The organism is Devosia sp. Leaf420, assembly GCF_001425445.1.
Classification (GTDB): Bacteria; Pseudomonadota; Alphaproteobacteria; order Rhizobiales; family Devosiaceae; genus Devosia.
Map to the genome: position 1 here is coordinate 361,966 of NZ_LMQU01000013.1, position 23,969 is coordinate 385,934.

Below are 23,969 nucleotides of genomic sequence, written 5' to 3' on the forward strand. Positions count from 1 at the left end.
CTACCTCTTTCTCCGGCCCTTGGGACCGAAGCTCTTAGATGGGCGTTTTTGCGGGCGGCGCCCAGATGGCGGATTGCCGCGGGTGCCTTCAGACAACAACTCGAAGCGGAGCGATCCGGCTACCGGAGCTGCTTCAAGTAAACGCACGGTCACGCGATCGCCGAGCGTAAAAGTTTCGCCGCCGCGTTCGCCGACCATGGCCTGCCGCTCTTCGACATAGCGATAATAGTCCTGGCCCAGGGTCGAGGCCGGGATGAAGCCATCGGCGCCGGTTTCGAGGAGGCGGATGAAGAGGCCCGAGCGGGTGACGCCGGAAACTCGGCCTTCGAAGCGGGCACCGATCTTTTGCGCGAGGAATTGCGCGAGGAGGCGATCGGAGGTTTCGCGTTCGGCCAGCATGGCGCGGCGCTCGGTGGCCGAGATGTGCTGAGCGATGCCGGTAAGTTTTGTTTCTTCCTGCTCGGTGAGGCCATCACCGCCGAAGCCGAGGGCTTTCACCAGCGCGCGGTGCACGATCAAATCGGCATAGCGGCGGATGGGCGAGGTGAAGTGGGCGTAGCGGTTGAGGTTAAGACCGAAATGGCCGTAATTCTCTGCCGAATATTCGGCCTGCGCCTGGCTGCGCAGCACCATTTCGCTGACCTGTTCAACATTGCCGGCCTTGCGGGCCTGATTGAGAATGCCGTTGAAATCGGACGCGCGGACAGAATCGGATTGTTTCACCGAAATATCGAGGCTGCCTAGGAAGTCGCGCAGGCTTTGGAGCTTTTCGGAGGAGGGCTCGTCGTGGACGCGATAGAGCAGTTCCTGGCGCTTCTGTTCGAGCGTTTCGGCGGCGGCGACATTGGCCGCGATCATCATTTCTTCGATCAGCCGATGGGCTTCAAGGCGGTCGGGGATGCGGATATCGGCGACCATGCCTTTTTCGTCGAGGATGATCTTGCGCTCGGGCAGATCGAGATCGAGCGGACCACGCTTGTCGCGGGCCGAGGCCATGGCGTCATAAGCGGCCCAGAGCGGGCGCAGGATAGGATCGAGCAGCGGGCCGGTCTTGTCGTCGGCATTGCCATCGATTGCGGCTTGCGCCTGCTGGTAGCTGAGCTTGGCGGCCGAGCGCATCAGGATGCGATGGAAAGAGTGGCTGATCTTGTTGCCATCGGCGTCGAGCACCATGCGCACAGCGAGGGCGGCGCGGGGCTCGCCTTCCTTGAGCGAACAGAGTTCGTTGGAAATGCGCTCGGGCAGCATGGGCACGACGCGGTCGGGGAAATAGACCGAATTGCCGCGGAGATAGGCTTCGCGATCAAGCGCCGTGCCGGGGCGCACATAGGCGGCGACGTCGGCGATGGCCACGGTGACCACGTGGCCGCCGGGGTTCTTCGGGTCTTCGTCGGGCGCGGCGTGGACCGCGTCGTCATGGTCCTTGGCGTCGGGCGGATCGATGGTGACCAAAGGCAGGTCGCGCCAATCCTCGCGGCCTTTCAGGGTCGCTTCCTTGGCTTCTTCGGCTTCGCGAACGACGCTGGCGGGGAAGACATAGGGGATTTCGAGATTGTGGATGGCGATCATCGAGACCGCACCTTCTGAGGCGGGGTTGCCGATGACATTGGTGACCCGAGCGCGCGGAATCATCAGCCGGCCCGAGAGCTTTACCTCCACTTCGACGAGGTCGCCGTCCTTGCTGTCGCCGAGATCGCCAAGCGGGATGCGCATTTCCTTTTGCTTGCGATCGATCGGAATGAGGCGGGCGCCCTCATTGTCCATGCGGACGATGCCGATCTGCCCACGACGGGGCTTGTCGAGCACCTTCATCGGCTTGGCGGTGTAATGCGGGATGTCGTCTTCGCCGGCATCGATCCGCGCGAGGATGCGGTCGCCGGGGGCGGGCGCTACGCGAGCGTCGCTGCCGACGAGAACTTCGACGCGCGGCTTTTCGCCTTCCTCGTCATTCCACTGGGCCGGGTAGGCGTGGAGCGCATCGGGATCGGCGTCGGACGGGATATCGAGGACAGTGACGTGGGGCAGGGCGGCGGTGCGGCGCAGCGCCTTGCGGGTGCGCGTGATGACACCATCGCCTTCTAGCTCGGCCAGCATGGCCTTGAAGGGCTTCCGCATATCACCGCGAATGCCGAAGACCTTGGCGAGATCGCGCTTGCCCTTGATATCGGCGTCCTGGGCGAGCGCGGCAAGAAGCTGTTCGCGGGTCGGCAATTCACCGGCGCGCGGCTGAACGCTGCGACGGGGGCCGGACGTGGTTTTTGGTTTTTTGGTTTTCATGTTGATGGATATGTAGGGGATTGGCGGGGTTTTGCCAATTCAACGCCGTCCCACAGGGCAAATCGCCCCAATGGGGCGATTTGAGGCGGGGAAGCCACGAGAGCCATGCTGGAATGGCCGGGACGGTACCCCCACCTAGCCTCCCCCTGGTAGGGGGAGGGATCTGCTGGTGGCTCACGAGTATTGCGGCATAGTCGATCGGTCCCTCCCCCTAGCAGGGGGAGGTTAGGTGGGGGTGCTTGCCCCGCACGGCTAACACCCGTTCAATGCGAGAGTTACAAGAAAGCGATTCCATGACTATTCCTTTTTTCGACGGCCATAATGATACGCTGCTGCGGCTGGTGGATGATCCGCGGCCGAACAAGGTGGAACTGTTCACCGACGGGATGGCGGAGGCGCATATCGATTTGCCGCGGGCCAAGTCTGCCGGGATGGTGGGCGGGTTCTTCGCGATGTTTCCGCCGCCGCTGAAGGCGAGCCTGAGCGATATTTCGACGCCAGCGAAGGCTGCGGGACAATTGCCGCCGGAACTGGATATCGCCGAGGCGCAGCGCTCGACCAATGCGATGGCGGCACTGATGTTTCAACTCGATCGCGCTGGGTCGCTCAAGGTTTGCCGGACGGCGGCGGAGATTCGCGCGGCGATGACGTCGGGGACGCTGGCAGCGATCTACCATCATGAGGGCGCCGAGGCGATCGACACCGATTTCAACGCGCTTGAGGTGCTTTACGCGGCGGGGTTCCGGTCACTGGGGATTACCTGGAGCCGGGCCAATGCTTTTGGGACGGGTGTGCCGTTCCGGCATGGGGTCGATCCCGACATCGGGCCGGGGCTGAGCGATGCAGGCAAGGAACTGGTGCGGGTGTGTGATCGCATGGGGATCATGATCGATCTCAGCCACCTCAACGCCGCGGGTTTTCGCGATGTGGCGGCGAACTCGAACAAGCCGCTCGTCGCGACGCATTCGAATGTCCACGCGATCTGTCCATCGACGCGGAATCTTGTTGATTGGCAATTGGCGGCGATCCGGGAGAGCGGCGGAGTCGTCGGGCTAAACTATGCGACTGGGTTCCTGCGGCCGGATGGGAAGATGGAGCCGGATATGGAGATCGAACTGATGGTTCGCCATGTCGATGCGCTGGTCGAGGCGCTGGGCGAGGACGGCGTGGCGCTCGGCTCGGATTTCGACGGGGCGACGATGCCGGCGCCGATCAAGGATGTGACGGGCGTGCCAAAACTGCTTCAGGCACTGCTGGATAAGGGCTATGGCGAGGGGTTGGTGCGCAAGATTGCGCTGGAGAATTGGTTGGGCGTGGTGGGGAGGACGATGGGGTAAGGGCGCTACCCCCACCTAGCCTCCCCCTGGTAGGGGGAGGGACTTATCGAGTTTGCCAAGATTTCCGAGTGCAGCCGAGCAGCTCCTCCCCTTGTCAGGGGGAGGTTGGGTGGGGCGCGTTAGAACGGCACGTCTTCGTCGGTGATGGTGCTTTTCTTGGCGGGGGCCTTTTTGGCGGCAGGCTTCTTGGCTGGCGCTTTTTTAGCCGCTGGCTTGTCTTCCGACGCTGCGGCCTTCTTTGCGGCTGGCTTCTTCGCCGCTGCCTTTTTGGCCGGGGCTTTTTTCACCTTGGTGCCGGTGGCTTCGGCGCGGGCGGCGATCCATTCGACGGCTTGTTCGACGGTTACCGCTTCGGGGGCGACGTCCTTGGGGATCGTCGCGTTGATTTTGCCCTGATTGACATAGGGGCCATAGCGGCCGGCGCGGACGGTGATCGGGCCGTTGTCGTGCTCAAAGGTCTGGATGGCGGCGACTGCCGTGCCGCCGCGCTTGAAGCCGCCAGCGGCCTTTTGGGCGAGAAGGTCGACGGCGCGGTTGAGGCCGACGGTGAAGACTTCTTCGACATCGGGCAGATTGGCATATTTGCCATCGTGCAGGATGAAGGGGCCATAGCGGCCAAGGCCGGCGGAAATGGGCAGGCCGGATTCTGGATGGAGCCCGACTTCGCGCGGCAGAGACAGAAGCTGCAGGGCTTTTTCGAGGGTCAGTGCGGCCGGTTCCCAGCCCTTGGGCAGGGACGAGCGCTTTGGCTCCTTGCCATCGCCAAGCTGAACATAGGGGCCGAAACGGCCCGATTTCAGATGCACTTCCTCGCCCGATTCGGGATCGGTGCCGAGAACGCCATCGCCGGCGGCGGCTTCAGAGGATTGGCCATTGGCGGCGTCCGACAACTGGGTCGTGTGCTTGCACTCGGGATAGTTGGAGCAGCCGATGAAGGCGCCGAATTTTCCCAACTTCAGCGACAGCGTGCCTGTGCCGCAGGTGGGGCAGCGGCGCGGGTCCGATCCGTCTTCCTTGGGCGGGAAAATGCGGCTCGCGAGAAGATCGTTGAGCGCGTCGAGAACTTCGGAGACGCGGAGGTCCTTGATCTCGTCGATATTGCCGTTGAAGTCCTTCCAGAAGTCGCGGAGGACCTGCTTGTAATCGAGCTTGCCATCGGAAATTTCGTCGAGCTGCTCTTCGAGGCCGGCGGTGAAACCGTATTCGACATAGCGCGTGAAGAAGCTTTCGAGGAAGGCGGTGACGATGCGGCCACGATCCTCGGGGACGAGCGCCTTGCCCTCGAGACGCACATAATTGCGGTCCTTAAGGGTTGTGACGATGGCGGCATAGGTCGAGGGACGGCCAATGCCAACCTCTTCCATCTTCTTGATCAGACTCGCCTCGGTATAGCGGCTCGGCGGCTGGGTGAAGTGCTGCTCGATCTCGACCTTTTGGAGGGTCGGCTTGTCACCCACCTTGAGGGGCGGCAATTCGCGGCTGTCTTCGTCTTCGGTATCCTCATCGCTCTTGGCTTCGACGCCATAGAGCTTGAGGAAGCCTGGGAAGGTCACGACGGAGCCGACGGCGCGGAGGGCGACGGTGCGGCCAGGGACGTTGACGGAGATATCGGCGGTCGTGCGGTCGATCTCGGCCGAAGCCATCTGCGATGCGACTGTGCGGCGCCAGATCAGGCCATAGAGCTTTTGCTGATCGGCATCGAGATGGAGATCGTCCGGGCGCTTGAACATATCCGTCGGGCGGATCGCTTCGTGCGCTTCCTGGGCATTCTTGGCCTTGGAGGAATAGACGCGCGGCTTATCGGGCAGGAATTCGGCGCCATAGTGCTTGCCGATGACCGAGCGGGCCATGGCGATGCCTTCGGGCGCCATCTGCACGGCGTCTGTACGCATATAGGTGATGAGGCCGTCTTCGTAGAGGCGCTGGGCGATCTGCATGGTGCGGCTGGGCGAAAGGCCGAGGCGCGAGGAGGCGTCCTGCTGCAGCGAAGACGTGGTGAAAGGCGCGTAGGGATTGCGCTTGGTCGGCTTCTTCTCGACATTGGCGACGTTGAACTGGCCGCCTTCGATGAGCTTTTTGAGCGCTGCCGCGTCTTCGCCGGTCTTGATATCGAGCTTGTCGGTCTTCTTGCCATCGACGGAGAAGAGGCGCGCCACGAAGCTCTTGCCGTTTTGCGCAAGCGAAGCTTCGACGGACCAATATTCATCCGCCTTGAATTTTTCGATCTCGGCTTCGCGATCGGACACGACGCGGAGGGCGACGGACTGCACGCGACCGGCCGAACGGGAGCCGGGAAGCTTGCGCCAGAGGATCGGCGAGAGGGTGAATCCGACAAGATAATCGAGAGCACGGCGGGCAAGGTAGGCATCGACCAGCGGCATATCCACTTCGCGCGGATTGGCCATGGCCGTCGTCACGGCATCCTTGGTGATGGCGTTGAAGACGACGCGCTGGACCGGCGTGTCCTTCTTAATCGCCTTTTTCTGGCGCAGCACATCGAGGATGTGCCAGGAAATGGCTTCGCCTTCGCGATCAGGGTCGGTCGCGAGGATCAGGCCGTCAGCGCCCTTAAGCGCATTGGCAATGTCGGCCACACGCTTTTTTGAGGCCGTATCGACCTCCCAGGACATCGCGAAATCTTCGTCGGGACGGACCGAACCATCCTTGGCCGGCAAATCGCGGATATGGCCGAAGCTGGCCAGGACTTCATAGTCCTTGCCCAAATATTTGTTGATTGTCTTGGCTTTAGCCGGACTTTCAACGACGACGACCTTCATGGAGAACCCATTCCGCAACGCTTTGACTGAGGTGGCGCAACATGGTGAACCGAGGGGGCAGTGTCAACGGGGCGCAGCATCACTCACTGGGACGAAGGGCCACGAGCTGCCCGCCGGACCATTCGAGACGGCCTTCGAGATCGAGTTCAAGGAGCAGGCCCTGCATGGCGGGCGGGGCGATCAGCGTTTGGCCGATGAGCTCATCGATGTCCATGGGTGTGGTCGAGAGCGCGCTCAGGAGGCGATGGCGATCATCGGGGTTTGACTGGTCTTCGATGGTTGTGTCGCTGGGGTCGGGGCTCCAGGCGGGATCGAAGAGAAGACTGCGCGCGGGATCGGCGACGGCGATGGATTCAATGATGTCGGCGGCCGAGGTGATGAGCTTGGCGCCCTGCTGGATGAGGAGATTGCCACCCTCGGCGCGCGGATCGAGCGGGGAGCCGGGGACGGCGAAAACATCGCGGTTTTGCTCGAGGGCGAGGCGAGCGGTGATCAATGACCCCGAGCGCTTTGCAGCTTCGACGACGACCGTGCCCAAGGAGAGACCGGAAACCAGCCGGTTACGTCTTGGGAAATCGCGGGCACGCGGCTCCCAGCCGAGCGGCATTTCGGTGATCAGCGCGCCGCCAGCGTCGAGAATGGATTGGGCGAGCGGCACGTTTTCATCGGGATAGATATGGTCGAGGCCACCTGCAAGGACGGCAATGGTGCCGGTGGTGAGGCTGGCGCGATGGGCGGCGGTGTCGATGCCGCGCGCGAGGCCTGAGACGACGGTGTAGCCGGCTTCGCCGAGATCGGTCGCGAGGATACGGGTCATCTTGGCGCCGGCGGCAGAGGCATTGCGGGCGCCGACTATGGCGACCGTGCGGTGCCAATCGAGCCGATCGCCACCGACAAGGGTGATGACGGGTGGGGCGCCGTGGATGTGGGAGAGATGAGTGGGGTAGGCGGCCTCGCCAATGGCGACGATGCGGGCGCCCCATTTGGCGAGGGCGGCGACTTCATCTTCCGCTTGGCTGAGACTGGTGATGCGGGCGGCGCGCCCCGTATTGCGGAGAAGACTTGGCAGCGCATCCAAAGCAGCTTCCGCCGAACCGAAGCGATTGAGCATCTGACGAAAGGTGACGGGGCCGACATTGTCGCTGCGCGCCAGGCGCAGCCAGGCGATGCGTTGGGCCGGCGTGAGCATCTGCATCACGCGGCCCTCCACGATCACGCCGTCTTTTTGCCGCTGATGGTTGGCTCGGTGCCCTTCAACAGACGCGCGATGTTTTCGCGGTGCTGGAAGAACAGAAGAACGGCGAGGACAAGGACGGTGGAGGCGAGCCGATCGCCCACGACGACATAAGCAAAGATAGGGGCCGTCGCGGCGGCAGTGAGTGCTGCGAGGGAGGACATTTTGCGCGTGTAGGCAATGAGGAGCCAGACGGCGCAGAATATCAGGCCGACGGGCCAGGCGAGGGACAGGAGCGAACCGATCATCACCGCGACGCCCTTGCCGCCCTTGAAGCCGAGCCAGACCGGAAAACAATGGCCGAGGAAGGCGCCGAGCGAGGCAAGCATGGCGGCATCTTCACCCCAGAAATAGCGGGCGACGAGAACGGGAATCGCGGCCTTGAGCGCGTCGAGAACAAGAGTCGCGGCGGCGACTTTCTTGTTGCCGGTGCGCAGCACATTGGTCGCGCCGATATTGCCCGAGCCGATATTGCGAATATCGCCGAGGCCGGCGGCGCGCGTCAGAATGAGGCCGAAGGGAATGGAGCCGAACAAATAGCCCAGAACGAGCGCCAGAATGAGCGGAATGAAATCGTTCGGCATGGTTTCTCCCTTATTAGCGAAGGATTAACGCCCGGGCGGGAGGGGGGCAAGTGGGGGACGGGGATTTTGTTGGGGCGCTTGACGCTGTGGCTCTCGCATCCCCCCCCGGCCTCCCCTTGGAAGGGGAGGTGTTGGATCGGTGGTGGGGATGCTACCGCGCCACGCACCATGTTTCCCTCGGGCCTGTCCCGAGGGTCGCTCGCATCAGCGTAGAGGCTTGTGGCTCCCGCGCTGGCCCTCGGGTCGAGCCCGAGGGAAGAACGGGGCCTGGGATGCTTTTCGAGGTCCAGAAGCGGCGTATTCAGATGTTGCCAACACGTAGGAACGCCGTTTTGGACTTAGCCCAGATAGTCTTTCTTGCCGATCGGCACGCCCTTGTGGCGGAGAATGTCGTAGGCCGTCGTCACGTGGAAGTAGAAATTGGGCAGACCGCGGTTGAGGAGGTAAGTCTCGCCGTCGAATTCGACGTCGTTGCCGCCGATCTTGAGAGTGACGGTGCGGGTGTCGGCGCCGGTGAAGGCTTCTGGCGAAAGCGTGGCGAGATAGTCGATCGCCTTTTGCAGGCGGGCGCGAAGCTCGGCCCAGGTGACTTCGTCATCTGGCCAGCTTGGGAGCGGTTGGCCGGCGAGGCGGGCGGAGACGCCCTTGGCGCCGTCGGTGGCGATCTGGATTTGGCCGCTGAAGGGGATCATGTCATCGGCGAGGCGGCTGCCGACATAGGTCTGGAGATCGATGTTGTTTGCCGCGGCGTGCGCTTCGGCCTTATCGAAAATGGCGAGCAGGTTCTTGAGCATGCGGGTGAAGACCGGCACGGAGGCGGAGTACATTGAGAGGGTCATTTGGGTACCTGATGGTGACGTGAGTGGGGATGGATGGGAGGCAGTTAGGATCGGTTTAGTCGAGGAAGTTAAGCTCATTCCAAGCATCCCCCTCATCCGGCGCTTGCGCGCCACCTTCTCCCCGAGGGGGAGAAGAATGGTCCGGTGGCTTTTCTCCCACAAAGGGCTAGGGAAAAGCTGAGGCTCTCAGTCCTTGTGGACGAAAACCGTTTCGCCGCCGACGATCGTTCGCATGACTTTGCCGGCGAGCCTTGCGCCTTCGAAGCTGGTGTTACGGGAGCGGGAGCGGAGGTCGGTTTCGCTGACCTGCCAGGGATAATCGAGGTCGACGAGGATGAGGTCGGCCGGTGCGCTCTTGGCGATGCGGCCGGATTCGAGGCCGAGGATTTCGGCGGGGCGGCTGGTCATGGCTTTGAGAATCGTCAGCAGCGGCAGATCTTCAGAGTGGACGAGACGCAGGGCCGAGGCGAGGAGGGTTTCGAGGCCAATGGCGCCGTTGGAGGCTTCGGCAAAAGGTTGGCGTTTGACTTCGCTATCCTGCGGATCGTGATCGGAATGGATCGTGTCGATGACGCCCGAGCGGAGCCCCTCGATGATGGCGCGGCGGTCGTCTTCCGAACGCAGCGGCGTGCCAAGCTTGAAATATGTGCGGTAGCGGCCGATGTCGTTTTCGTTGAGGCAGAGATTGTTGATCGAGACGCCAGCGGTAACGCGCTTGTTTCGCTTTTTCGCTGCGATGACGATTTCGACGGAGGTTTCCGTCGAGATCTGCGCGGCGTGGTAGCGAACGCCAGTGAGCGCGGCGAGCTGGAGATCGCGCGACAGCGGGATGGTTTCGGCCTCGCGCGGAATGCCCTTCAAACCCAGGACCGTGGCGAAGAGCCCGTCGTTCATGACGCCTTCGCCGGCAAGGCTCATATCGACCGTGTGGTGGACGATCGTCATGTCATAATTGGCGGCATAGGACATGGCGGTGCGCAGAAGCGCGGTCGACTGGATGGAATTGCGGCCATCGGTAAGGCAGACGGCGCCGGCTTCGCGCATGAGGCCGAATTCGGTGAGATCGGCGCCGGCGAGACCCTTGGTGATGCCGGCGGCGGGGAGGATGTTGACCTTGGCGGTCGCTTTGGCGCGGCGGACGAGGAAATCCACGACGGCGCCATCATCGACGGCCGGCATGGTATCGGGCATCATGACAAAAGAGGTGACACCACCAGCAGCGGCGGCTTCGCCGGCCGAGGCCAGGGTTTCGCGATATTCCCAGCCGGGCTCGCCGGTAAAGACCCGCATGTCGATGAGGCCGGGGGCGAGGACGAGGCCATTGGCATTGACGACTTCGGCGCCATCGGGGACGCCGACGGGACCGCCGAGGGCGAGATCGCTGATGCGGCCATTTTCGATGAGGACTGCGCCGCGCTGATCGGTGCCCGAGGCGGGGTCGACGACGCGGGCATTTTCAATGAGGAGGGGCCGGGTCATTCTTCGTTCCTCGAAGGCAGCAGGGCATCCAGGACGGCCATGCGGACGGCGACGCCCATCTCGACCTGATCGGTGATGACCGAGCGGGCGCCATCGGCGATGGCCGGATCGATCTCGACGCCGCGGTTCATGGGGCCGGGATGCATGACGATGGAATCGGGATTGGCGAAGGCGAGCTTTTCGGCGTCGAGGCCATAAAAGCGGTAATATTCGCGGACCGAGGGGATCATCTTGCCGCTGGCGCGCTCATGCTGGAGGCGCAGCATCATGACGACGTCGACGCCCTGCAACCCCTTTTCCATGTCGGTAAAGACTTCGGTGGCCAGGTGTTCGATGCCAGCGGGAAGAAGATTGCGCGGGGCGATGACGCGGGTGCGGACATTGAGCGCGCCGAGCAGCAGCAGATTGGAACGGGCAACGCGGGAATTGGCGATGTCGCCGCAGATGGCGACGGTGAGACCGGAAATGCGGCCCTTGTGGCGGCGGATGGTCAACGCGTCGAGGAGCGCCTGGGTCGGGTGCTCATGGGCGCCGTCGCCGGCATTGATGACCGAGCAGCCGACTTTTTGGCTGAGCAGTTCGACTGCGCCGGCGGCGCCATGGCGGACCACCAGCACATCGGGGCGCATGGCGTTGAGCGTCGCGGCGGTGTCGACGAGAGTTTCGCCCTTGGAGACCGACGACGTTTTGACCGACATGTTGACGACGAGCGCGCCGAGGCGTTTGCCCGCGATCTCGAAGGACGACTGCGTGCGCGTCGAGGGCTCGAAGAAAAGATTGATCTGGGTTTTGCCGGACAGCGTGGGGAGCGATTTGCGCTCCTGCCTGCTGACGGGGACCATGCGCTCGGCGCGGTCCAGAAGATCGATGATTTCGTGCTGTTTGAGATCAGCAATGGAAACCAGGTGTCGTTGGCGGAACGGGGGAAAGTCGCCGGAGGTGCGGGCGGGCGTATCGGCCATGCGCGGATCCCTTCAGATTTGCTGCGGTCTATCCGAGGGGGGCGCGGCGTTCAACCAATAGTTGAATTTTCAACCTTTAGTTGCGCAGCCGATCGAGCGCGCCCTGCAAAATGTAACTGGCGGCGAGCTTGTCGACGACTTCGGCGCGGCGGTCGCGGCGGAGGTCTGCTTCGATCATCATGCGGGTGACAGCGGAGGTCGACAGGCGCTCGTCCCAGAAGGCGATGGGTAGGTCGAGTTTCTGGCTGAGATTGCGGGCGAAGGCGCGAGTGGATTGGACGCGGGGGCCTTCGGTGCCATCCATGTTGAGTGGCAGGCCGAGGATCAGCGCAACGGCGTTGTTTTCAGCGACAAGCGCGATGATGCGTTCGGCATCCTGGGTGAATTTCGTTCGCTTGATGGTTTCGAGAGGGGAGGCGGAATAGCGCATGCCATCGGACACGGCGATGCCGATGGTTTTGGTGCCGAGATCGAGGCCGAGGATTTTGCCGGCGGGGGGGATGGCGGCTAGGGTGTCGGTCACGGTCACATGGGGCTCGCGGTTTTGGCTTCGTCTGTCCTATAGGCTCATAGGCATATTTTGGCGATGGGACGCGCTCATGAAACTAACCTGGTTCGGCGGCAATACGTTTCGCATTCATGCGGGGGGAGCGATTGTGGTTGTGGAAGGTGAGGGGGCTTTGCTTGGGGTCGATCGGGCGGAGTTGGTGAGTGGGGCCGATGTGGTGACGCGCTGGGGTGGCAGGGATGCGGGTTCGGAGGGTTGGAAGCCGCGGGTGCCGTTGCGGATGCTGGAGCTGGATGAGACCGTGCGGCAGCCCGAGGTGGTGGGGCTGGGGCAGGGGGCAATGGTCGTCGATGCCGATGGGGAGGTGCCCTTGGTTTTGGCGAGCGGAGATTTTTCGGCGGGTGGCCGCTGGATGGGGCAGGCGGTTGTCGTGCTGATTGGCGAAGAGTTGTCTGAGCGTGGGGCTGCGCTTTTAGAGCGGGCGGGGCTGCGGCTTATGGCGCTGGCTGGCAGTGAGGGCGAGGTCGATGCGGCTTTTGTGGCGCTGCGGAATCGGCTGGATGGGACGGGACTGATTGCGCTCGAGCGTGGATTGGCTGTGGAAGTCTGATCCCTCCCATAAGCCATTTTCATTGTCTTTTGGGGCCGGCCGTTGCTAAGAACGCGGCAAAGAAGGCCTTATTCGCTGGAGTTTGCCATGTCTGTCGACGCTGCCACCGTCAAGCGCATCGGGCGCCTTGCCCGTATCCGTATCGAGGAAGAGGAAGTCGCCAGCTATCAGAGCGAGATCAACGCCATTCTCGGCTTTGTCGAGCAGCTCGGTGAAGTCAATGTCGATGGTATAGAGCCGATGACCTCAGTGACGCCGATGCAGCTGCGCCGCCGCGATGACGTCGTGACGGATGGAGGCTATCCCGAGCAGATCGTCAAGAACGCGCCGCTGACCGAAGACAACTTCTTGATGGTGCCCAAGGTGGTCGAATAATGGCGATTTCGATCGCTGCCGAGACGCCCCTGCAGGACGATGTTCGCGGGCTGGTCGCACGGTTGAACGATCATTTGCTGCCGCTGTCGCCGCTGGAATTTCAGTTCAAGATGACCGTCGAGCAGATGGCCGATAGCGATACGACGCTGTTCGTGGCGCGGGACGAAACGGGCAAAGCCGTAGGTATGGGCGCGCTCAAGGCGCATGGGCCTGAGCTTGGCGAGGTCAAGCGCATGTTCACGGTGCCCGAAGTGCGCGGCCAGCGAGTCGGCAAGCAGTTGCTGGAGCGGATCGTCGCGCTGGCGCGAGAGCGTGGCATGGGAAGCGTGATGCTCGAAACCGGCACGGGCGAGGGCATGGCCGAGGCGCATCGGCTCTATACGCGTTACGGATTCGCGCCGCGCGGGCCGTTTCTCGACTATCCGGACAGCGAATGGTCGGCGTTTTTTGAACTGAAACTGCCGCAGGAGCAGGTTGCATGAGAACCGCAATTGTCGCGGCTTTGGTGGTGTGCAGCATTGGTGGCGCACTGGCCGACGATGCATATGACACCATCTATGTTTCCGACCCGGCCGTCTGCGATCAGGCCGGCAAGGGCGACATCGAGTCGGTGCTGTTTGATCTGCAGGCGAGCGCGGTCTTGCCGCGCGAGGCGATCTGGGTCCGTGGGGAAATGATCTGCCGGCTGGTCGATGTGCGCATGTCGCCTTCGGCGATGGGCTGGGATGACGGCGACACCGAAGTGTTGGCGACAGCGCGGTGCTATGGTCCTTATGAGGACTATATGGACCAGGTGGTGCTGACCAATGTCAGCCAGAATATCAATCTCCATTACGGCGATACCGGCGAGCCGATTCCGCCGAGCCTCGAGATCATTTCGATGCGCGCCGATCTCGGCGGCGAGGAAATGGCCAAGTCCGATGGTTATGACGGGATCTACACAGCCTGTCCGGCGCTGACGGCGAAGGATTTTGCATGGCCAAAATGATCGGGATCACGCTTGCCGCGATGCTCGCGCTGCCGCTGACTGCGGCGGCGCAGGAAGATTTGCGCATCGACCAGAGCAAGATCTATGTGACCGATCCGGCCGCTTGCGACAAGCTGGAGAAGAAGGGAATCGAAGCCTTCATGGACCTCGATTTCCTGGCATTGGGCTTTCCCAAGGGCATCCAGTCCATGGAATTCCAATGCAATTTCTTCGACGTGAAAAGCCGCGAAGGCTCGACCCATCTGTTCGTCAATGCCGTCTGCGAAGCGCCGGGCGAGCTCTATCCCGATACGATGGCTATCGCCCCATATTCCGAGACGCAGATCCAATTGGTCTCGTCCTATGATGCCGCCATGACGCTGGCCGGCATTTTCGAACCCACCAGTGCTGTTGCGACGCCCGGCGCAACGCTCTACACACGCTGCGACAATCTGAGCGAGATTACCGTTGACTGACCTGACCAAGCTGAGCCTCGCCGATGCCCGCCAGGGCCTCAAGGACAAGAGCTTTACCGCGGTGGAATTGACCGACGCCTATATCGGCGCGATCGACGCTGCCAATGACAAGCTCAATGCCTATGTGGCGACGACGCCCGAGCAAGCCCGCGACATGGCCAAGACCAGCGACGCGAAACTGGCGCGGGGCGAAGCCGGACTATTGGAAGGCATTCCGCTCGGCGTGAAAGATCTCTTTGCGACCAAGGGCGTGCACACTCAGGCGGCGAGCCACATTCTTGATGGGTTCAAGCCCGAATACGAATCGAGCGTGACCGCCAACCTCTGGCGCGACGGCGCGGTGATGTTGGGCAAGCTCAACATGGACGAGTTCGCCATGGGGTCGTCTAACGAGACGAGCTACTATGGCGCCGTGGTCAATCCCTATCGCGCCGAAGGCAGCAATGCCAATCTGGTGCCGGGCGGCTCGTCGGGCGGTTCGGCTTCGGCTGTGGCGGCGTGGCTCTGTGCCGGTGCGACAGCAACCGACACCGGCGGTTCGATCCGCCAGCCCGCGGCATTTACCGGCACGGTTGGCATCAAGCCGACTTATGGCCGATGCTCGCGCTGGGGCACAGTCGCTTTTGCGTCGTCGCTCGATCAGGCAGGCCCGATCGCCCGGACCGTGGAAGATGCGGCGCTGATGCTGCAGTCGATGTCGGGGTTCGATCCAAAGGATTCGACGAGTGTCGACCTCGCGGTGCCCGATTTTGCTGCTGCCGTCGAGCGCGGCGTAAAAGGTCTCGTCATCGGCGTACCGCGCGAATATCGCATGGACGGCATGCCGGCCGAGATCGAGGCGCTGTGGAATCAGGGGCTCGAATGGCTCAAGGCTGAAGGCGCGACGGTGAAGGATATTTCGCTGCCGCACACGAAATATGCCTTGCCGGCTTATTATATCGTGGCGCCGGCCGAAGCCTCGTCGAACCTCGCGCGCTATGATGGCGTGAAGTATGGGCTCCGCGTTTCGGGCAAGGACATCACCGACCAATATGAGTTGACGCGCGCTGCCGGTTTTGGTCGCGAAGTGAAGCGCCGGATCATGATCGGTACCTATGTGCTTTCGGCCGGGTATTTTGACGCCTATTACGTCAAGGCCCAGAAGCTGCGTACGCTGATCAAGAAGGACTTTGAAGATGCCTTCAACGCTGGCGTCGACACCATCCTGACGCCCGCAACGCCTTCTGCTGCCTTCGGAATTGGCGATGAGGCCCTGGCTGCCGATCCGGTTGCGATGTATCTCAACGACGTCTTCACGGTGACCGTAAACATGGCGGGTCTTCCCGGCATTGCGGTGCCTGCGGGCAAGGACGGCAAGGGTCTGCCGCTCGGTCTTCAGCTCATCGGCAAGCCGTTCGATGAAGAGACGCTGTTTGCGGCGGCGCGGGTGATCGAAAAGAGCACCGGCACCACTTTCGCCCCCACCCAGTGGTGGTAAGCCGCGGGGCCTTGCACGACGGCAGCGCTTGATTGCGCCGCCGTTCCGCACTATTTGCGCCCCATGCACAAATTTAAACTGGTTGTGACGCGCCCGATGGCAGCGTCCGGGCCAACAGGAATGTCGCCGATGGCCGTTGATATTTTTACGACGCTCGACTGGTCCGAGCCGCCCAAGGATATGAGCAAGCCGCTGCAGGCGCTCTGGTGGCTCAAGAAGGGCGAATTCCGCGTCGGACCCGAATGGGAAAGGGCGCACGCTATCGTTCAGTCGATGGAGGGTGTGCCCGCTTTTGATTGGGTGCACGCGCTGATGCACTGGATCGAGGCGGACATGGGCAATGCGGACTATTGGTATCGCCGCGCAGGCAAGCGCCGGGCGACGGCGAGCGTGAGTGCCGAATGGGAGCACATTTCGGCGGCGCTGAGCGAAGTGACCAAGCACTAGGGGTTTTGGTGGGTTTGGATTGAGGGCCGCAGCATTGTGCTGCGGCCTTTTTGTTTTTCTGGTTTCGGTGCCGATTTAGGGCAAGTCGATTTTGAAATCTCAGGATGGGCCCCGGCTTTCGCCGGGGTGACAAATGGTGGGCATCGAGTCAGTTTTCTCTGACTTAATCCTATCGGTTGTCGACTTGGCTCCTCACCAATTCCAGTCCGCGCTTGGTGATGCGGTAGGGTTTGCCGCCTTGGGATTTGATGGCCTTTTTCGCTTTGAGTTTGGAGAAGAGAACGGGCGTGAGCCCGCTCATCTGCCAGCCTTCGCGGTTGATGAATTCGAATTCGGCGATCTTGCCGCGGGAATTTTTGATGACGGCGATGTAGCCGCCTTGGGCGAGTGCATGGAGCACGCGCTGTTCGTCTCGGGAAATGTCCACTGTGTCTGATGCCTGAGAGGCGCGTTTTTGAACGCGCGAACAAACAAGACCGTGCCGCTGGCATCGCGCTCAGCGGCTGGTCGGTTCATTCATGCCCCGCCGCCAATAGGACGGGGCTTCAAGCGGTCTCGGACTGACTAGACATGGACTTTGTCTAGCGCTTGGACTGCGGGGCGTCCACATTCTGCGCGCGAGCGGTTGAAATCCACCTCAGGCCGGTGCAAACCAGCAACAGACCAAGATCTGGGGATGGACCGTGACTGCTGCCGCAAAACTGCCTGCCGAATGTGAAAGCAAGGATGACGTTCGGTTCGAAATCGACCGGATCGACCAAGCTTTGCTGGGCCTTTTTGCCGAGCGTCACCGCTATGTTACGCGTATGGCAGAGATCAAGACCGATCCGCACGAAGCCTTCGACCCGGCGCGGATCGAAGCCGTCGTCTCCAAGGTGCGGGCGCGGAGCCTTGATCTCGACCTCGACGAAGACCAGGCCGAGCTAATCTGGCGGACGCTGATCGACTGGAATGTGAACTACGAAAAGGGCATCATCGCCGCTCGACGCCGGGCACGATAACGCTGCGCCGCGGACACGGCGAGCGAGGAGCAGACTGGAATGGCTGTTATCGACATCCGCAAAGCTGAACTCGCAGACGTGCCGCGCATGGCGCATATTGCCTTTTCGGCCTGGGATTCCGGGATACGGCCGCTGCTCGACGAAAAGCCGGGGCAACGGGACAGCGAGCGATTGCGCTTGTCGCATGCGGCCGCGTCCAATTGGCAAAATGGCGTGGTGGCGACGATCGACGGGATCGTCGTCGGCTGGTGCTGCCGATCCCGGCGTCGGAACTACATTCCATTTCTCTTCGTGATGCCCGATATGCAGGGCCATGGGATCGGCGCGCGGCTGCTGAACCGCATGGAGACCATGCTCGAGCTCGAAGGGGCTGAGCGGGTCCTGCTGGAAACGCCGGCGGACAATGTGCGGGCAGTGCGGTTTTACGAGCGGCAGGGCTATCATATCCTGGCGCTGCGCACCGCGGCGCGGGCGGCGCATGAGCCGTTCATGAGCGTGCATCTCGAAAAGGAACTGCATCCGTTCGATGGCGAGATCGGCGAGGATTGAGCGCGGGTAGCGGGCGGATTTCCGGCCATCGCGGTTGCATCGCTGCGCCAATCTCAGTAAGCACTTACGTAGATTTTGCCTCGCCTTTCAGGACATTCAATTGACCCTCGTCGACACCCGCACCCCTGACAAGAAGCGCCTGATTTCCGGTTCGACCGGTGATTGGGAAGTGATCATCGGCATGGAAGTGCACGCGCAAGTCACGAGCGAGTCCAAGCTGTTTTCGGGGTCTTCGACGGCCTTCGGCAATCCGCCCAATGCGAATGTCAGCTTCGTCGATGCAGCCATGCCGGGCATGCTGCCGACCATCAACGAGGAGTGCGTGCGCCAGGCTGTGCGCACCGGGCTCGGGCTCAAGGCGCAGATCAACAAGCGCTCGGTGTTTGATCGGAAGAACTATTTCTATCCCGATCTGCCGCAGGGCTATCAGATTTCCCAGTTCAAGGACCCGATCGTCGGCGAGGGCAAGGTTTTGCTCGATGTCGATGGCGAGCAGATCGAAATCGGGATCGAGCGCCTGCATCTCGAGCAGGACGCCGGCAAGTCGATCCACGATCAGCACCCCAATATGAGCTTTGTCGATCTCAACCGGTCGGGCGTAGCGCTGATGGAAATCGTGTCGAAGCCAGATCTGCGCTCCTCAGACGAGGCCAAAGCGTATCTGGGTAAGCTGCGGACGATCCTGCGCTATCTCGGCACCTGTGACGGCAATATGGAGCAGGGTTCCATGCGTGCCGACGTCAACGTTTCGGTGCGCCGTCCGGGCGGCGAATTCGGCACGCGCTGCGAAATCAAGAACGTCAATTCGATCCGTTTTGCCGGTCAGGCGATCGAATATGAGGCGCGGCGCCAGATCGATATTTTGGAAGATGGCGGCAAGATCGACCAGGAAACGCGCCTGTTCGACCCCAAGAACGGCGAAACGCGGTCTATGCGCTCCAAGGAAGAAGCGCATGATTATCGCTATTTCCCCGATCCCGACCTGCTGCCGCTCGAATTCGACGATGCGTTCATTGCCAAAATGGCTGAAGGGCTGCCGGAGCTTCCAGACGAGAAGCAGACGCGGTTTATCGGTGACTATGGCGTTACCGCTTATGACGCGATGGTGCTGACGCTCGACCGCGAAACGGCGGATTACTATGAGGCTTGCGTGGCCCATGGCGGCACGAAGCGTGATGGCAAGGCCGTGGCCAATATCCTCAATGCGGACGTCGCGGCGTTTGCCAATAGCCAGGGTCTGGCTGTTTGGGAGACGCATCTGCAGCCGGCGCAGATTGCGGGGCTGGTCGACCTAATTGCAGGCGGCACGATCTCGTCCAAAGGTGGCAAGGATGTGCTGCAGATTCTCATTGCCGAGGAACCCGAGGGCGATCCGGCGGAGATCGTGGAGCGCCGTGGGCTCAAGCAGGTGACCGATCTTGGCGCGATCGAAAAGATCGTCGACGAGATCATTGCGGCCAATCCCGATCAGGTGGCCAAGGTGATCGCCAAGCCGACAATGATCGGCTGGTTCGTCGGTCAGGCGATGAAGGCCTCGGGCGGCAAGGCCAACCCGCAGGCTCTCAACGACCTGATGAAGCGCAAGCTCGGGATCGAATAAGCGCTGTCTGCGCTAGGGATTGATATCGTGGCCCGGCTCCGGCGGTAGTGCCGGGTCGGGCTTTTCCGTATCCTGATCATGCCGCAAGGGCGAGGTGTGCGGGTTGAGTGCATCGCCCGTGGGCAGGTTGATCGGCATGGGCTGTGGCGGATTGTGCGGCACTTTGGGGTCGTGATCGTGCGGATCGCTCATGTCAAATCTCCTGCGGCCGCGGGGGATCGCCGGGCATGGGTGGGACTTCGGGCTCGACGGACGGGCCGGGGTCTTCGACAGGTTGATCGGGCATAGGGATTTCCGTCGGGCCAGTGGGCACTGGATCGGCCGGGACGGGCTGTGGCGGCTCGGGCTGCGGGACGACAGGCTCGTCGGGCCGGGGATCGATTTCAGGTGAATTGGGCATGAGCACCTCCTGACGGGCCAACGATGGGCCCGGCGGGAGGTTCCGCAATCATGGGGTCGCGGCGCGGCGGCTCCAGATGTGGCGGATGCGGCCGTCGATAAACAGCAGGCCAAAAAAGATCACGAACATGCCCAGGATCTGGATCGGCAGGATGCTTTCGCCGAGGACGGTGACGCCGATGATCAGAGCCGAGATCGGGGCGATGAAGGTTGTCGTGGCGAAATTGGTGGCGCCGACGCGGGGCAGGATCCGGTACATGATCTGGAAGGTGAAGGCGGTCGAGAGAAGGCCGATGGCAAGGGCTGCGCCGAACGTTTCGGGACGCGTCATGACCGGGACGCCTTCAGAGAAGAATGCGATCGGGACCGCGACTATGGCGGCGCCAGTGAGGGCGATAGAAGCGAAAGCCGTGGGCTCGACGTGTTTATAGCTGCGGGTGATGTTGAGGGAGATGGCGTAGCAGAGCGTAGCGCCGAGGCAGGCGGCGATGGCCCAGAGCTGCGAGGAGCCGCCGCCCGCCAGTGCTGGTGACACCAGAATGGCCGCGCCGACAAAGCCGATCGCGACACCGGCAAATTTCGTGGGCGTCGCCTTTTCGCCACCGACCCAGGCATGAGAAATCAGCGCGGTGACCATGGGGGTCAGGGCATTGATGATCGCGGCGATGCCGCTCGCGAGGTGGGCCTGGGCGAGGGGGAAAAGCGCGAAAGGAATGGCATAGGCGATGATGCCGAGGCCGCCGAGCTGTAGCCAAAGTTTGGGATCGCGCGGCACCGACTTTTTGAGCGCCAGCATGACGACCCAGCAGCCGAGGGCGCCGATGCTGACGCGGAGCGAGGTGACCCAGAGCGGGCCGATCTCGCGGATGAGGATGGCGTTGAAGACGAAGGAGCATCCCCAGATGGCGCCGAGGAGAACAATCCAGAACCAATCACGCAGACTCATCTCGGGTGCCTTTCACTGAGAAGGCCGGACGCTACGCCCCGCAGGAACAAAGGTCGAACCGATTTTGACGATGGATCGCATCAATCGTGGTGATGGACGGAGTCTGCTGACATGAGGTGACAAGAGCAGGCGGTCGGATGTTTTGACTGGCGACTTGGGGACCTGAATGCCAAACCATCTCAGATTTGCGGGGGCCGACGCGGAGACCCAGCGGCAGGCGTTGGTGGACATAATCCGGGCGGACGATGCGCTGATGTATCTGCTTGAGGGGCTGGCGGCGCTCAAGCTGCCCGACGGTTTGCTGGTATCGGGCGCGATTTATAATACGGTTTGGAATGTTTTGACCAAGCGCGGACCGCGCCACGGAATCAACGATGCCGATCTCGCCTATTTTGACGCGAGTGATCTGAGCTATGAGGCCGAAGATCGGGTCATTCGGAGAGTCCGAATGCAGCTGGCAGGAAGTGCCATTCCCATCGAGGTGCGCAATCAGGCGCGGGTGCATCTCTGGTTTGGGGAAAAGTTCGGCATCGATTATCCGCGGTTGAGTTCGAGCGCCGAGATGCTGCGCTATTTCACGACCAAGGCGCATGCGGTTGGTGCGCGATTGGATCGTGGGGCGATGATCATCATCGCGCCGTTCGGACTTGATGATTTGTTCTCATTCCGGCTGCGGCCCAATCCGGTGCTGCCCAATAAGGCGACACATGAAGCCAAGGCCGCGCGGGCATTGGCGCTGTGGCCGGAACTGACGTTCGAGCCCTGGCCCGACTAATTGAGCACCTTATCTGCCGAAAGATCGCCGCTGGCGAGGAGGCGGAGGGCCTCGGGGTAGATGCGGTGTTCTTCGATGAGGATGCGCGCAGAGAGCGTTTCCGGCGTATCGCCGGGCAGGACAGGCACTTGGACCTGGAGGATGGCGGGGCCTTCGTCGAGACCGGGCGTGACGAAATGGACTGTGCAGCCATGGACCTTGCCGCCATCGGCGAGGACGCGGGCGTGGGTATCGAGGCCGCGGTAATCGGGGAGGAGGGAGGGGTGGATGTTGATCATCCGCCCCTGCCAACGGTTCACGAAATCCTCGCCGAGAATTCGCATGAAGCCGGCGAGGCAAACGATGTCCACCTCCCAGCTCTCAAGGATCTGGGTCATCGTGTCTTCGAACATGTCCCGGCTGAGGAACTTGCTCTGGGCAAGGGATGCCGTGGCGATGCCGTGCTGCTGTGCGATTTCGAGGCCAGGCGCGGCAGCCCTGTTCGAAAGGACGCCGACGATTTCGGCGGGATAGTCGGGCGCCTTGGCGGCTTCGATCAGAACCGACATGTTGGAGCCGCGGCCAGAGATGAGGATGGCGACCTTTTTGCGTGTCATGAAAGCGGCTCCGATGGGGCATCGTAGAGGGCCAGTTCTTCGGCTGTCGGCCGCTCGATAGCGGCGGAATAGGCCTGGAGCTGGTCCAGTGTCATGGGTGGATTTTCGCGGCCACGGGCACTCATCCGGGCGTAAAGAACGGCCGGCTCGGCATCGAGGAAGTGGAGTTCTGCTGCTGAGCCCAATGCACGCGCGCCAGTGCGCAGGATATCGCGCTCGCTGCGGGCCCAGGTGCCCCACTCGATGATGGCGGTGCCGCCAAGGCGTAGGATATCTCGCGCCTGTTGCCATTGCAGGCGTTCGACGGCGTCGCGGACGGCATTGTCCCAGAGATTGACGCCCAGCGCGTCCATCCAGTCGTCAGGAGAATAGATGGTTGCCTGGAAGCGCAGAGCGAGTTTTTTGGCGAGCGTCGATTTTCCGGTCCCGGGCAGTCCGGCGATGATGATCAGACGGCCCGGGTTCGACATGGTCAGAGCGAGAGGCGCCCGCGGAAGGTCACCGGCTCGCCGGACCGTGGCGTCAATTGGCCGACGATGGCGGCGGTCTCGCCGGAGGCGGTGAGGCTTTCGACGAGCTTTTCGGCATCTTCCGGAGCCACGGCGACGAGCATGCCGACGCCGCAGTTGAAGGTGCGTAGCATCTCGCGTTCGCTCATGCCGCCGACCTTGGAGAGCCAGCCGAAGACGGGCGGAACAGTAACGGCAGCGAGATCGACATCCGCCGCGAGGTCATCGGGCAGGACGCGGGGAATATTGTCGATGAAACCGCCGCCCGTAATGTGCGCCAGGGCCTTGATGCCGAGACCGGATTTCAGCGCGGCGAGCAGCGGCTTGACGTAAATGCGGGTCGGTTCGAGGAGCGCCTCGGAGAGGGTCTTGCCGCTTTTGAAGGGGGCAGCGTCGGTCCAGGCGAGGCCGCAGAGCTCGACGATCTTGCGCACAAGCGAATAGCCATTGGAGTGTACGCCAGAGGAAGCGATGGCTACGAGCGTATCGCCGGCAGCGATATCCTTGCGGGGGAGGAGGTTTTCGCGCTCGGCGGCGCCGACGGCGAAGCCGGCCAGGTCATAATCGTTGCCGTGATACATGCCCGGCATTTCTGCGGTTTCGCCGCCGATCAGGGCGCAGCCAGCGAGGCGGCAGCCATGGGCGATGCCGGTGACGATGGCTGTGCCTTGCGCAACATCGAGCTTACCGGTTGCGAAATAATCGAGGAAAAACAGCGGTTCGGCGCCCTGCACGATGAGATCATTGACGCACATGGCGACAAGGTCCTGGCCGATCGTGTCGTGCTTGCCGGTATCGATGGCGATCTTGAGCTTGGTGCCGACGCCGTCATTGGCCGCGACGAGGACCGGGTCCTTGAAGCCTGCAGCCTTGAGATCGAAGAGGCCACCGAAGCCGCCAATCTCGCCATCGGCACCAGGGCGGCGCGTCGAGCGCACGGCGGGCTTGATGGCTTCCACCAGCGCATTGCCAGCATCGATATCGACGCCCGCCTGCTTGTATGAGAGCCCATTTGATGGCAGGTTTTGCGCGTCGGACATGAGCTTCTTGCCAATGCTGGGGATATCGGGGACGCCGTGGCGCTCGAAACCCGGTCTGGTTGAACTTAACGGTGCTGGCCGCTAGAGCTTCTTGTGCGGTTCTCGAATCGCGCAATGCTCCAGGTCTTTGTTTTTATGGCGTTTCACGTGCACAAGGTGAACAAGACTTGTTGCTGAATTCGCCTGAGGGCCTGATAGCTTCTTG

General features: G+C 62.1%; 27 protein-coding genes. 12 read left to right on the plus strand and 15 right to left on the minus strand.

The features are described from left to right. The gene (rnr, locus tag ASG47_RS17690) at positions 1 to 2,277 is read right to left on the minus strand and encodes a ribonuclease R (RefSeq protein ID WP_061911477.1); all 2,277 of its coding nucleotides are present in this window, start codon (positions 2,275 to 2,277) and stop codon (positions 1 to 3) included. Positions 2,278 to 2,570: 293 nt separating this feature from the next. On the opposite strand from rnr, the gene ASG47_RS17695 reads away from it, so the two are divergent. Further along, on the plus strand, positions 2,571 to 3,614 hold the full coding sequence (locus ASG47_RS17695; RefSeq protein ID WP_082511824.1) for a dipeptidase: 1,044 nt from the start codon (positions 2,571 to 2,573) through the stop codon (positions 3,612 to 3,614). 119 nt (positions 3,615 to 3,733) lie between these two features. Here ASG47_RS17695 and topA read toward each other — a convergent pair whose 3' ends face one another. From topA to ruvX, 7 genes are all read right to left on the minus strand, one after another. After that, entirely contained in the window at positions 3,734 to 6,391 is a 2,658-nt protein-coding gene (gene topA, locus ASG47_RS17700) for a type I DNA topoisomerase (RefSeq protein WP_061911481.1), read from the minus strand. 79 nt (positions 6,392 to 6,470) lie between these two features. Beyond that, positions 6,471 to 7,586, minus strand: a complete 1,116-nt coding sequence (gene dprA, locus ASG47_RS17705; RefSeq protein ID WP_061911619.1) for a DNA-processing protein DprA — start codon at positions 7,584 to 7,586, stop codon at positions 6,471 to 6,473. 17 nt (positions 7,587 to 7,603) lie between these two features. After that, the gene (gene plsY / locus ASG47_RS17710; RefSeq protein WP_061911483.1) at positions 7,604 to 8,209 is read right to left on the minus strand and encodes a glycerol-3-phosphate 1-O-acyltransferase PlsY; all 606 of its coding nucleotides are present in this window, start codon (positions 8,207 to 8,209) and stop codon (positions 7,604 to 7,606) included. Positions 8,210 to 8,547: 338 nt separating this feature from the next. After that, positions 8,548 to 9,048 carry a DUF1993 family protein gene (locus ASG47_RS17715; protein WP_061911485.1) on the minus strand — a complete coding sequence of 167 codons (501 nt, stop codon included), beginning with the start codon at positions 9,046 to 9,048 and terminating at the stop codon, positions 8,548 to 8,550. Positions 9,049 to 9,234: 186 nt separating this feature from the next. Beyond that, positions 9,235 to 10,527 (minus strand): dihydroorotase, encoded by a 1,293-nt coding sequence (pyrC, locus tag ASG47_RS17720; RefSeq protein ID WP_061911487.1) that lies wholly within the window; start codon positions 10,525 to 10,527, stop codon positions 9,235 to 9,237. Beyond that, positions 10,524 to 11,489 (minus strand): aspartate carbamoyltransferase catalytic subunit, encoded by a 966-nt coding sequence (locus ASG47_RS17725; RefSeq protein WP_061911489.1) that lies wholly within the window; start codon positions 11,487 to 11,489, stop codon positions 10,524 to 10,526. Before ASG47_RS17725 ends, pyrC begins: the two co-directional genes overlap by 4 nt. 76 nt (positions 11,490 to 11,565) lie before the next feature. After that, positions 11,566 to 12,018: a Holliday junction resolvase RuvX gene (gene ruvX, locus ASG47_RS17730; RefSeq protein WP_156464154.1), complete on the minus strand. Its 453-nt coding sequence runs from the start codon at positions 12,016 to 12,018 to the stop codon at positions 11,566 to 11,568. A 70-nt stretch (positions 12,019 to 12,088) separates the two neighbouring features. On the opposite strand from ruvX, the gene ASG47_RS17735 reads away from it, so the two are divergent. From ASG47_RS17735 to ASG47_RS17765, 7 genes are all read left to right on the plus strand, one after another. Beyond that, positions 12,089 to 12,607 (plus strand): hypothetical protein, encoded by a 519-nt coding sequence (locus ASG47_RS17735; RefSeq protein WP_061911492.1) that lies wholly within the window; start codon positions 12,089 to 12,091, stop codon positions 12,605 to 12,607. A gap of 87 nt (positions 12,608 to 12,694) precedes the next feature. Further along, positions 12,695 to 12,982, plus strand: a complete 288-nt coding sequence (gatC, locus tag ASG47_RS17740) for an Asp-tRNA(Asn)/Glu-tRNA(Gln) amidotransferase subunit GatC (protein ID WP_061911494.1) — start codon at positions 12,695 to 12,697, stop codon at positions 12,980 to 12,982. Continuing rightward, entirely contained in the window at positions 12,982 to 13,464 is a 483-nt protein-coding gene (locus ASG47_RS17745; RefSeq protein ID WP_061911496.1) for a GNAT family N-acetyltransferase, read from the plus strand. Before gatC ends, ASG47_RS17745 begins: the two co-directional genes overlap by 1 nt. Then, complete coding sequence (locus tag ASG47_RS17750; protein WP_061911498.1) at positions 13,461 to 13,970, plus strand: hypothetical protein; 510 nt, start codon at positions 13,461 to 13,463, stop codon at positions 13,968 to 13,970. Before ASG47_RS17745 ends, ASG47_RS17750 begins: the two co-directional genes overlap by 4 nt. After that, on the plus strand, positions 13,958 to 14,425 hold the full coding sequence (locus ASG47_RS17755) for a hypothetical protein (protein WP_061911501.1): 468 nt from the start codon (positions 13,958 to 13,960) through the stop codon (positions 14,423 to 14,425). Before ASG47_RS17750 ends, ASG47_RS17755 begins: the two co-directional genes overlap by 13 nt. Next, positions 14,418 to 15,902, plus strand: a complete 1,485-nt coding sequence (gene gatA / locus ASG47_RS17760; RefSeq protein WP_061911503.1) for an Asp-tRNA(Asn)/Glu-tRNA(Gln) amidotransferase subunit GatA — start codon at positions 14,418 to 14,420, stop codon at positions 15,900 to 15,902. The genes ASG47_RS17755 and gatA overlap by 8 nt, the downstream gene beginning before the upstream one ends. 129 nt (positions 15,903 to 16,031) lie before the next feature. Further along, positions 16,032 to 16,349, plus strand: a complete 318-nt coding sequence (locus tag ASG47_RS17765) for a hypothetical protein (RefSeq protein ID WP_061911621.1) — start codon at positions 16,032 to 16,034, stop codon at positions 16,347 to 16,349. Between the two features lie 169 nt (positions 16,350 to 16,518). Here the strand turns inward: ASG47_RS17765 and ASG47_RS17770 are convergent, their stop codons facing one another. Continuing rightward, positions 16,519 to 16,776 (minus strand): YjhX family toxin, encoded by a 258-nt coding sequence (locus ASG47_RS17770; RefSeq protein ID WP_061911505.1) that lies wholly within the window; start codon positions 16,774 to 16,776, stop codon positions 16,519 to 16,521. A 256-nt stretch (positions 16,777 to 17,032) separates the two neighbouring features. Here ASG47_RS17770 and ASG47_RS17775 point away from each other — a divergent pair, with 256 nt between their 5' ends. The 3 genes from ASG47_RS17775 to gatB all read left to right on the plus strand — a co-directional run bounded on the left by ASG47_RS17775 (position 17,033) and on the right by gatB (position 19,499). After that, entirely contained in the window at positions 17,033 to 17,350 is a 318-nt protein-coding gene (locus ASG47_RS17775; RefSeq protein WP_061911506.1) for a chorismate mutase, read from the plus strand. 39 nt (positions 17,351 to 17,389) lie between these two features. After that, on the plus strand, positions 17,390 to 17,899 hold the full coding sequence (locus tag ASG47_RS17780; RefSeq protein ID WP_061911509.1) for a GNAT family N-acetyltransferase: 510 nt from the start codon (positions 17,390 to 17,392) through the stop codon (positions 17,897 to 17,899). 100 nt (positions 17,900 to 17,999) lie between these two features. Next, positions 18,000 to 19,499 carry an Asp-tRNA(Asn)/Glu-tRNA(Gln) amidotransferase subunit GatB gene (gatB, locus tag ASG47_RS17785; RefSeq protein WP_061911510.1) on the plus strand — a complete coding sequence of 500 codons (1,500 nt, stop codon included), beginning with the start codon at positions 18,000 to 18,002 and terminating at the stop codon, positions 19,497 to 19,499. Between the two features lie 12 nt (positions 19,500 to 19,511). On the opposite strand, the gene ASG47_RS17790 is transcribed toward gatB, so the two are convergent. The 3 genes from ASG47_RS17790 to ASG47_RS17800 are packed head-to-tail and all read right to left on the minus strand — an operon-like array spanning position 19,512 to position 20,844. Next, the gene (locus ASG47_RS17790; protein ID WP_061911512.1) at positions 19,512 to 19,691 is read right to left on the minus strand and encodes a hypothetical protein; all 180 of its coding nucleotides are present in this window, start codon (positions 19,689 to 19,691) and stop codon (positions 19,512 to 19,514) included. Position 19,692: 1 nt separating this feature from the next. Then, complete coding sequence (locus ASG47_RS20765) at positions 19,693 to 19,899, minus strand: hypothetical protein (RefSeq protein ID WP_156464155.1); 207 nt, start codon at positions 19,897 to 19,899, stop codon at positions 19,693 to 19,695. A 48-nt stretch (positions 19,900 to 19,947) separates the two neighbouring features. After that, positions 19,948 to 20,844 carry a DMT family transporter gene (locus ASG47_RS17800; protein WP_061911517.1) on the minus strand — a complete coding sequence of 299 codons (897 nt, stop codon included), beginning with the start codon at positions 20,842 to 20,844 and terminating at the stop codon, positions 19,948 to 19,950. Between the two features lie 166 nt (positions 20,845 to 21,010). Between ASG47_RS17800 and ASG47_RS17805 the strand changes: the two genes are divergently transcribed. Further along, on the plus strand, positions 21,011 to 21,619 hold the full coding sequence (locus ASG47_RS17805) for a nucleotidyltransferase family protein (RefSeq protein WP_061911519.1): 609 nt from the start codon (positions 21,011 to 21,013) through the stop codon (positions 21,617 to 21,619). On the opposite strand, the gene purN is transcribed toward ASG47_RS17805, so the two are convergent. The 3 genes from purN to purM are packed head-to-tail and all read right to left on the minus strand — an operon-like array spanning position 21,616 to position 23,764. Beyond that, positions 21,616 to 22,215 (minus strand): phosphoribosylglycinamide formyltransferase, encoded by a 600-nt coding sequence (gene purN / locus ASG47_RS17810; protein WP_061911521.1) that lies wholly within the window; start codon positions 22,213 to 22,215, stop codon positions 21,616 to 21,618. The two genes, ASG47_RS17805 and purN, sit on opposite strands and share 4 nt — an antisense overlap. Next, positions 22,212 to 22,685, minus strand: coding sequence for an AAA family ATPase (locus tag ASG47_RS17815; protein WP_061911523.1), 474 nt, complete (start codon positions 22,683 to 22,685; stop codon positions 22,212 to 22,214). The genes purN and ASG47_RS17815 overlap by 4 nt, the downstream gene beginning before the upstream one ends. A 2-nt stretch (positions 22,686 to 22,687) precedes the next feature. Continuing rightward, positions 22,688 to 23,764 (minus strand): phosphoribosylformylglycinamidine cyclo-ligase, encoded by a 1,077-nt coding sequence (gene purM, locus ASG47_RS17820; protein WP_061911525.1) that lies wholly within the window; start codon positions 23,762 to 23,764, stop codon positions 22,688 to 22,690. Positions 23,765 to 23,969: the final 205 nt, after the last annotated feature.

What these genes read in the sequence shown, in the direction of transcription:
- rnr (WP_061911477.1), bottom strand. Translation starts at nt 2,277, where the DNA reads ATGAAAACCAAAAAACCAAAAACCACGTCCGGCCCCCGTCGCAGCGTT.
- ASG47_RS17695 (WP_082511824.1), top strand. Translation starts at nt 2,571, where the DNA reads ATGACTATTCCTTTTTTCGACGGCCATAATGATACGCTGCTGCGGCTG.
- topA (WP_061911481.1), bottom strand. Translation starts at nt 6,391, where the DNA reads ATGAAGGTCGTCGTCGTTGAAAGTCCGGCTAAAGCCAAGACAATCAAC.
- dprA (WP_061911619.1), bottom strand. Translation starts at nt 7,586, where the DNA reads ATGCAGATGCTCACGCCGGCCCAACGCATCGCCTGGCTGCGCCTGGCG.
- plsY (WP_061911483.1), bottom strand. Translation starts at nt 8,209, where the DNA reads ATGCCGAACGATTTCATTCCGCTCATTCTGGCGCTCGTTCTGGGCTAT.
- ASG47_RS17715 (WP_061911485.1), bottom strand. Translation starts at nt 9,048, where the DNA reads ATGACCCTCTCAATGTACTCCGCCTCCGTGCCGGTCTTCACCCGCATG.
- pyrC (WP_061911487.1), bottom strand. Translation starts at nt 10,527, where the DNA reads ATGACCCGGCCCCTCCTCATTGAAAATGCCCGCGTCGTCGACCCCGCC.
- ASG47_RS17725 (WP_061911489.1), bottom strand. Translation starts at nt 11,489, where the DNA reads ATGGCCGATACGCCCGCCCGCACCTCCGGCGACTTTCCCCCGTTCCGC.
- ASG47_RS17735 (WP_061911492.1), top strand. Translation starts at nt 12,089, where the DNA reads ATGAAACTAACCTGGTTCGGCGGCAATACGTTTCGCATTCATGCGGGG.
- gatC (WP_061911494.1), top strand. Translation starts at nt 12,695, where the DNA reads ATGTCTGTCGACGCTGCCACCGTCAAGCGCATCGGGCGCCTTGCCCGT.
- ASG47_RS17745 (WP_061911496.1), top strand. Translation starts at nt 12,982, where the DNA reads ATGGCGATTTCGATCGCTGCCGAGACGCCCCTGCAGGACGATGTTCGC.
- ASG47_RS17750 (WP_061911498.1), top strand. Translation starts at nt 13,461, where the DNA reads ATGAGAACCGCAATTGTCGCGGCTTTGGTGGTGTGCAGCATTGGTGGC.
- ASG47_RS17755 (WP_061911501.1), top strand. Translation starts at nt 13,958, where the DNA reads ATGGCCAAAATGATCGGGATCACGCTTGCCGCGATGCTCGCGCTGCCG.
- ASG47_RS17765 (WP_061911621.1), top strand. Translation starts at nt 16,032, where the DNA reads ATGGCCGTTGATATTTTTACGACGCTCGACTGGTCCGAGCCGCCCAAG.
- ASG47_RS17780 (WP_061911509.1), top strand. Translation starts at nt 17,390, where the DNA reads ATGGCTGTTATCGACATCCGCAAAGCTGAACTCGCAGACGTGCCGCGC.
- ASG47_RS17790 (WP_061911512.1), bottom strand. Translation starts at nt 19,691, where the DNA reads ATGAGCGATCCGCACGATCACGACCCCAAAGTGCCGCACAATCCGCCA.
- ASG47_RS20765 (WP_156464155.1), bottom strand. Translation starts at nt 19,899, where the DNA reads ATGCCCAATTCACCTGAAATCGATCCCCGGCCCGACGAGCCTGTCGTC.
- ASG47_RS17800 (WP_061911517.1), bottom strand. Translation starts at nt 20,844, where the DNA reads ATGAGTCTGCGTGATTGGTTCTGGATTGTTCTCCTCGGCGCCATCTGG.
- ASG47_RS17805 (WP_061911519.1), top strand. Translation starts at nt 21,011, where the DNA reads ATGCCAAACCATCTCAGATTTGCGGGGGCCGACGCGGAGACCCAGCGG.
- purN (WP_061911521.1), bottom strand. Translation starts at nt 22,215, where the DNA reads ATGACACGCAAAAAGGTCGCCATCCTCATCTCTGGCCGCGGCTCCAAC.
- ASG47_RS17815 (WP_061911523.1), bottom strand. Translation starts at nt 22,685, where the DNA reads ATGTCGAACCCGGGCCGTCTGATCATCATCGCCGGACTGCCCGGGACC.
- purM (WP_061911525.1), bottom strand. Translation starts at nt 23,764, where the DNA reads ATGTCCGACGCGCAAAACCTGCCATCAAATGGGCTCTCATACAAGCAG.